Source organism: Kitasatospora sp. NPDC101176 (assembly GCF_044768035.1).
Classification (GTDB): domain Bacteria; phylum Actinomycetota; class Actinomycetes; order Streptomycetales; family Streptomycetaceae; genus Kitasatospora.
Map to the genome: position 1 here is coordinate 110133 of NZ_JBIWPA010000021.1, position 6177 is coordinate 116309.

Consider the following 6177-nt stretch of genomic DNA (forward strand, 5'->3'; position numbering starts at 1 on the left):
GCCGGACCCGCTCCGGGGCCCCGTCACCGGCTATCCGGCCAGGAAGTCGGCCAGCAGACGGAGGAGGACGTCCAGACGCTCGAGGTACAGGTCGTGTCCCGTCCCGGGGACCGTCGCGGCCGTGGGTTCCGGCCCGGGGCGCCCGGCCAGCATTCCCTCGACGTCCGGTGCGGGGATGATTCCGGACTGCGCGAGCACCACCAGCGTCGATCAGTCGATGCGTTCCCACTCGTCCCGGACGAGCGCCGGGCGCACTCCGCCGGCGAGGCGACGAGCACGTGCCGCTCGAAGCGCGGCGACCAGCCGTCGGCGCGCCCGTTCCAGGCCCGCCGCCCAGCCCTCCCTCGCCGGCCCGCCGCCGACGAAGTCCGCCGCCGACTCCGGCGAGGGGAACGGCAGCAGCCAGGAGTCCAGCGACTCACCGATCCGCTCCTGCACGCCGGCCCCCGAGCAGCCCGGCCTGCCTCGGCGACGTACGCGGCCCGCGACGCGTCCGCCGGGCGCCGTTCGCCGGCGCCGTGCCCGCACTGGTCGACGGCGATCACCCGGTGCCTGGCGGCCCGCAACCCCCTGGCCACGGTGGGCCATTCGCCCGCCCCCCCCGGCCAGCCGCGCAGCAGTACGACGGGTACGCCGTCGCCGCCCCAGTCCCGGCAGGGCAGCCGGACACCGCCCCCGCGACACCACGCGCCCCGCGCACCCAATGGCGTAACCCGGTCCGACCGCACCGCGACAGGCCGCAGGCGCCTCGCCCCGTATCACTGCCCGTCAGGCCCCGCGCCCGCCAACCCCTGCGCCCGCCCGAGGAGATAGCGGCGTTCGGGGCCGCTCGCCGTACGGGAGGCGGCCTCCCGGTACGCCTGCGCGGCGGCCGCCGGATCGTCGCCGCGCAGCTCCGACAGGTGGGCGCGGACGGCGAGCAGCCGGTGGTGCCTGGTCAGCCGCTTGTCGGCCGCCAGCTCCGCGAGCAGGTCCAGACCGGCGGCCGGTCCGCGGACCATCGCCACCGCCACCGCCCGGTTGAGCGCGACGACAGGGTTGGCGTCGAAGCGCAGCAGCAGGTCGTAGAGGGCGAGGATTTGCGGCCAGTCGGTGGCGTCGGCGCTCGCGGCCTCACTGTGCACGGCGGCGATCGCGGCCTGCACCTGGTACGGCCCGGGCCGGCCGCGCGGCAGCGTCGAGGAGATCAACTCCAGCCCCTCGGAAATGAGTTCGCCGTCCCACCGGTCGCGGTCCTGCTCCGCGAGCGGGACCAGCTCGCCGCACGGCCCGGTACGGGCGCCGCGACGGGCGTCGGTGAGCAGCATCAGGGCCAGCAGTCCGGCCGTCTCGGCGTCGTCGGGCACCAGGCGCAGCAGCAGCCTGGTCAGCCGGATCGCCTCGGCGGCGAGCGGCGGCGCGGTCAGCTCCTCGCCGCCGCTCGCCGTGTAGCCCTCGTTGAAGATCAGGTACAGCACGTGCCGGACCTCGCCCAGCCGCTCGCCGTCCGCCCCCGCCCCCGAACCCGCCCCAATCCCCGTCCCCGCCCCCGGCCCCGACCCGGACGGCAGGTCGCCACCGGCCGCCCTGATCCCCTGCTTCGCCCGGCTGATCCGCTGCGCCATCGTCGCCTCGGGCACCAGGAAGGCGGCGGCGATCTGCGCGGTGGCGAGGCCGCCGACGGCGCGCAGCGTGAGCGCGATCCGGCTCGGCGCGGAGAGCACCGGGTGGCAGCAGAGGAACAGGAGGGCGAGCGAGTCGTCCCGCTGGACGGCGTCGTCGTCGGCCGGGGGCGCGAGCAGCGCCGACTGCGGGGTGGCGAGCGCGAGCGCCTCCTCCCTCCGTCGGCGCGCCGAGTCACTGCGCACCTGGTCGACCAGCTTGCGGGTGGCCACGGTCAGCAGCCAGCCCCGCGGGTTGTCGGGCACCCCGTCCGCGGGCCACTGCAGCGCGGCGGCGAGCAGCGCCTCCTGGACGGCGTCCTCGCAGGCGTCGAACGCCCCGTGGCGCCGGACGAGCACGCCGAGGACCTGCGGCGCCAGCTCGCGCAGCAGGTCCTCGGCGTCGCGGCCGGTCGGGCTCACTCGTTCCCCGGGGACTCGTGCAGGATCGGCCACAGCTCCACCGGGTCGGTGTCCGCGAACGGCATGTCGGCGGCGATCTGATGGGCTCGCTCCAGGCTCTCGCAGTCCAGCAGGTAGAAGCTCGCCATGTACTCCTTGGTCTCCAGGTACGGCCCGTCGGTGACGGCGGGCACGCCCTCCGCCCGCCGGACCAGCTGGGCGGCGGCCGCGTCGGCCAGCCCGTAGGCGCCGAGCAGTTCGCCGGTCTCCCGGTACTTGGCGTTGTACGCCTCCTGCCTGGCGATCGCCTCCGGCCACTCCTCGGCCGGGAAGGACTCCCACTTGGCCTGGTTGCCGTAGATCATCGCGAGGTACTTCATGGCGGTGTCCCCTCTGCGTTCCGCGCACCCCGTCGGCGCGCCGTCACCCTCCGGTCGGAGCCGCGGGCGAGTCCTCGACATCGATCGGCGACTCCTCCCGAAGATCTTTCCAGCCGCTGCCCCGACACCCGGACCCCCTCCACCACCCCTGCGCGCCGCCCCGCCCACCGCTTCGCCTCAGGCCGGAGCCGAAAAGGGCGTGACTGCTGCGCAACTCCGCAGAGGGGTGGCGCGGCCCGTCGAGTACGGTCGACGGGCCGCCCCCGACCGTCGAACGACGCACCACTCACATCCGTCCGGCATTTCGGGACCTTGAATGCCGCGTTCCGCGCGTATGTGGATGTCCAGCCCCCATGGCCGAGCGATCGCGCCCCGGTCTCCTGGACGCCGCCGCTTCACCGGAGGGCGACGAATGACGGATGGCGGCGCCGGGCGGGCGGGGTCACTCGGTTGAGCGGGGGGTGGGGTTCACGGTGCAGAAGTAGACACGGCTGCTCCGGCGCTCGAAGTAGAAGCTCCCCGGGTACTGGTCGCGGGTCACCGTTCGGTCGAAGGCCTCGCTGTGCAACCACGTGGAGCCGCTGCCCACTTCGGCGGCCAGGGGCCCCGGCACGGGGCAGGCGATGACGCCCTCCTGCCACGTCCCGCTCGCGGTGATCGACGCGAGGGCCGCCGGCTCGACCCGGGCCACCCCGTCCAGCCCCACGTCGCTCGGCCCCGGCACGTCCAGCCGGGCGTTCGCCCCCGAGCCCCCGCCCGCGCCCAGGACGGTCCCCACCCATCTGGCCGCGGACAGCTCCCCCAGCTCCGGGAATCGGCGGTGCAGGGCTGCGACGTCCTGCCTGACCTCGGCCGAGGCCGAGGAGGAGGGCGGGGCGGACTCCGCGCCCCGCCCGGGATGGCCGGTGCTGCAGGCCGGAGTGAGTGCGAGCACGGCTCCGGCGAGCAGCAGGCGGGTTCGGAATCCTGAAGTGTGCATCGCCGCCGTCACGTTTCTTCCTCCACGGTCAACTCTCTTCCGGCCGGGCGAGTCGCCCGAATCACGCACGGATATGGCGGATCCGCACCCGCCTGGAGGGGCTGCGGCGGTGGCGGGACGAGGTGGGTGGGGTCGTCGGTCGCGGGCACGGGGTCGGGCCCGGTGGCGGACGCTACGGGGAGCGCAGGCCGAGGAGGGTGGCCTGTACCTGCTGGGCCATGGCCGGGGGCAGCGTGCCGTACGTGAGGCCCTCGCCCGTGGCCTGGGCCGGGCCGCTGACGGCGTAGGAGGCGAAGCTCGCCACGATGCCGGCGCCGCCGCCGCGTTCGCAGAAGTCGAGGTAGCCGAAGCCGACCACCGGGTAGCCGTACTTGACGGGCTTCCGGTGGTCGAGCTTGACGGAGAGCCTGGTGCCGTCGCTCTCGATCGTGCCCGCCGCGGCCGCCGCGTTGACGCTCAGGGCGGTGGGGGCCGCCACGAAGTCGCCGCCGTCGCCGCTGCGGACCTGGGCCTTCCGGAGGGTGCCGGCGTCCCGCAGCGGGACGAAGCCGATCGACCACTGGGTGCCGGCGACGGCCCCGGGCACGCCGGACGCGCTCGTGCCGGGTGTGGCCGGTAGCTCGGACGCCCAGGTGGTGCCCGGTTCGTACGGCCAGTCGGCGGGCGCCGCCTGGGCGAGGTACTGGGTGAGGACGAAGGTGGCCCACGAGGCCTCGGACGGGGCCCGCACGGCGATGGGCGAGTTCGGCAGCGTCGCACCGGGGTTGAGCGCCCTGATCGCCGGGTCGTTCCAGGTCTGGATCCTGCCCCGGAAGATCTTGGCGAGCGTCGGGGCGTCGAGGACGAGGTCGGCCATCCCGGGGACGTTGTAGACCACGGCGACCGGGAGCACCGTGACGGGGAGCTGGGCGATCCGGCCTCCCTCGCAGTGCCGCCCGTAGGCGACCTTCTGACCGTCGGTCATCGCGACGTCCACGGTGGCGGCGTCGAGGCCGCCGTTGGAGAACCGGTCCGCGGCGGTGCCGCCGGTGGACTTGTCGACGGTCAGCTGGCTGGTGGGGCAGGCCTTGCCGAAGTCGGTGACCCACTGCTGGACGAGGGGGCCCTCCAGCCCGTCCGATCCGATCGTGGCCTTGCCGGCCGGGCCGCAGGCGAGGCCACCGGTACCGGCCTGGCTGCTGCTCGGCTTGACGTCACCGGTCGTGACGTCGCCGGTCGCAGCGGCGCCGTTCCTGCCGTCGTCCGCACGCTGGGCCTGCCAGGCGAAGAAGCCCAGCGTGCCCGCGGTGGCGACGACCACGGCGGCCAGCGCCGAGCCGATCAGCAGGGCCTTGCGCCGGCCGGGTCGCGGCGCGACGACAACCGCCGCCACCGGGGAGGACGGCGGGGGCACCGGACCGCCGGGCACCACCGGGCCGGGGACCACGGTCGCGTGCGCGGTCGGCGTGGGCGGAGCAGGCAGCGGGATCGGCGGGGCCGGCGCGGGCACCGGGGCCGGAGCCGGGGCCACCGGACCCGTCCGCAGTTGGACCGTCCGTTCCCGCGCCCCCGCCGCGACGAGTGCCAACAGCCCGTCCACGGTGGGCCTCTGCTCCGGGTCCTTCGCCAGGCAGGCGAGGATCAGCGGGCGCAGCTCCGCCGCAGCCCCGGCGAGGTCCGGCTCCTCGTACACCACCCGGAAGCCCACCGCGTGCGAGGAGTCCGCGCCGAACGGGCCGCGCCCGGTGGCCGCGAACGCCAGCACCGAACCGAGCGCGAACACGTCCGTGGCCGCCGTCGCCGCGCCGCTGCGGAACTGCTCGGGCGCCATGAACGGCGGGGTCCCGACGGCGACACCGGTGCTGGTCAGTTGGGTCTGATCGGCCGCCCTGGCGATGCCGAAGTCGATGACGCGCGGGCCGTCCTCGGCGAGCAGCACGTTCCCGGGCTTGAGGTCGCGGTGCACCAGCCCGACCCGGTGGATCTCCCGCAACGCCTCGGCCAGCCCGGCCGCCAGCCGGCGCACCTCGGGCGGGGAGAGCGGGCCCCCGGCGGAGACCCGTTCGCCCAGGGACGGGCCGGGGACGAAGAGCGTGACCAGCCAGGGCGCCGGGGCGTCGGGGTCCGCGTCGAGCACGGGTGCGGTGAACGCGCCGCTGACCTTGCGCGCGGCCGTGACCTCCTGCCGGAACCGGGCCCGGAACTCGGCGTCCGCGGCCAGCTCGGGCCGGATCACCTTCACGGCCACCTGGCGCCCGGACACCGACCGGGCGCGGTAGACCACGCCCATCCCGCCCGCACCGAGCCGGCCCTCCAGGAGGTAGCCGCCGATCTCCCGCGGATCGTTCTCCACCAAGGTCACCTGCCGCACCCTCCCCCAAGGCGTGCACGGCCGACCGGCCGCGCGACCGGCCCAGCCTAGTCGGGCCCCCGTGCGGCCTGCCCGGCACCCGCCCCCGGAAAACAGAGCGGCCGGTCGACTGTTGGGTCGACCGGCCGTTCACTGTGTGCGCGAGGGGGGAGTTGAACCCCCACGCCCTTTCGGGCACTGGAACCTGAATCCAGCGCGTCTGCCTATTCCGCCACCCGCGCATCTGGGTGATGGGTTAACCATAGCCCATCCGGAGGGGTGCTTCCGACCACCCCCGGGCAACGGGCAGGGCCCGGACCTGGCGATCGGCGGGCGGGGACGCCTCCCCCACCGGCGAGGCAGCCGGTGGAAACGGCGCCGGGGGGGGGGGGGGCGGGGGGGGCCCCCCCCCCCCCCCCGACACGCCTCGGACGTAACCCACCAACT

Annotated in this window: 6 protein-coding genes, 1 tRNA gene and 1 pseudogene; all 8 read right to left on the reverse strand. The window is 75.4% G+C overall.

Translation table 11 applies throughout. The annotated features are described in order from the left end of the window. Nucleotides 1-30: 30 nt before the first annotated feature. The 8 genes and pseudogenes from ACIRS1_RS25855 to ACIRS1_RS25890 all read right to left on the reverse strand — a co-directional run bounded on the left by ACIRS1_RS25855 (nucleotide 31) and on the right by ACIRS1_RS25890 (nucleotide 5972). Nucleotides 31-201 carry a hypothetical protein gene (locus tag ACIRS1_RS25855; protein WP_402844018.1) on the reverse strand — a complete coding sequence of 57 codons (171 nt, stop codon included), beginning with the start codon at nucleotides 199-201 and terminating at the stop codon, nucleotides 31-33. A 9-nt stretch (nucleotides 202-210) separates the two neighbouring features. Next, nucleotides 211-438: a hypothetical protein gene (locus ACIRS1_RS25860; protein WP_402844021.1), complete on the reverse strand. Its 228-nt coding sequence runs from the start codon at nucleotides 436-438 to the stop codon at nucleotides 211-213. A 98-nt stretch (nucleotides 439-536) separates the two neighbouring features. Further along, nucleotides 537-728, reverse strand: a pseudogene (locus ACIRS1_RS25865) (alpha/beta fold hydrolase); the annotation flags it as partial. A 30-nt stretch (nucleotides 729-758) separates the two neighbouring features. Continuing rightward, a complete protein-coding gene (locus tag ACIRS1_RS25870) occupies nucleotides 759-2063 on the reverse strand; it encodes an RNA polymerase sigma factor (RefSeq protein ID WP_402843943.1) in 1305 nt (434 codons plus the stop codon). Beyond that, complete coding sequence (locus tag ACIRS1_RS25875) at nucleotides 2060-2422, reverse strand: YciI family protein (protein WP_402843945.1); 363 nt, start codon at nucleotides 2420-2422, stop codon at nucleotides 2060-2062. Before ACIRS1_RS25875 ends, ACIRS1_RS25870 begins: the two co-directional genes overlap by 4 nt. Nucleotides 2423-2864: 442 nt before the next feature. Continuing rightward, on the reverse strand, nucleotides 2865-3401 hold the full coding sequence (locus ACIRS1_RS25880; protein ID WP_402843948.1) for a hypothetical protein: 537 nt from the start codon (nucleotides 3399-3401) through the stop codon (nucleotides 2865-2867). 172 nt (nucleotides 3402-3573) lie between these two features. Beyond that, complete coding sequence (locus tag ACIRS1_RS25885; RefSeq protein WP_402843950.1) at nucleotides 3574-5733, reverse strand: serine/threonine-protein kinase; 2160 nt, start codon at nucleotides 5731-5733, stop codon at nucleotides 3574-3576. Nucleotides 5734-5888: 155 nt separating this feature from the next. Continuing rightward, nucleotides 5889-5972 (reverse strand) — tRNA-Leu (locus ACIRS1_RS25890). Nucleotides 5973-6177 lie beyond the last annotated feature (205 nt).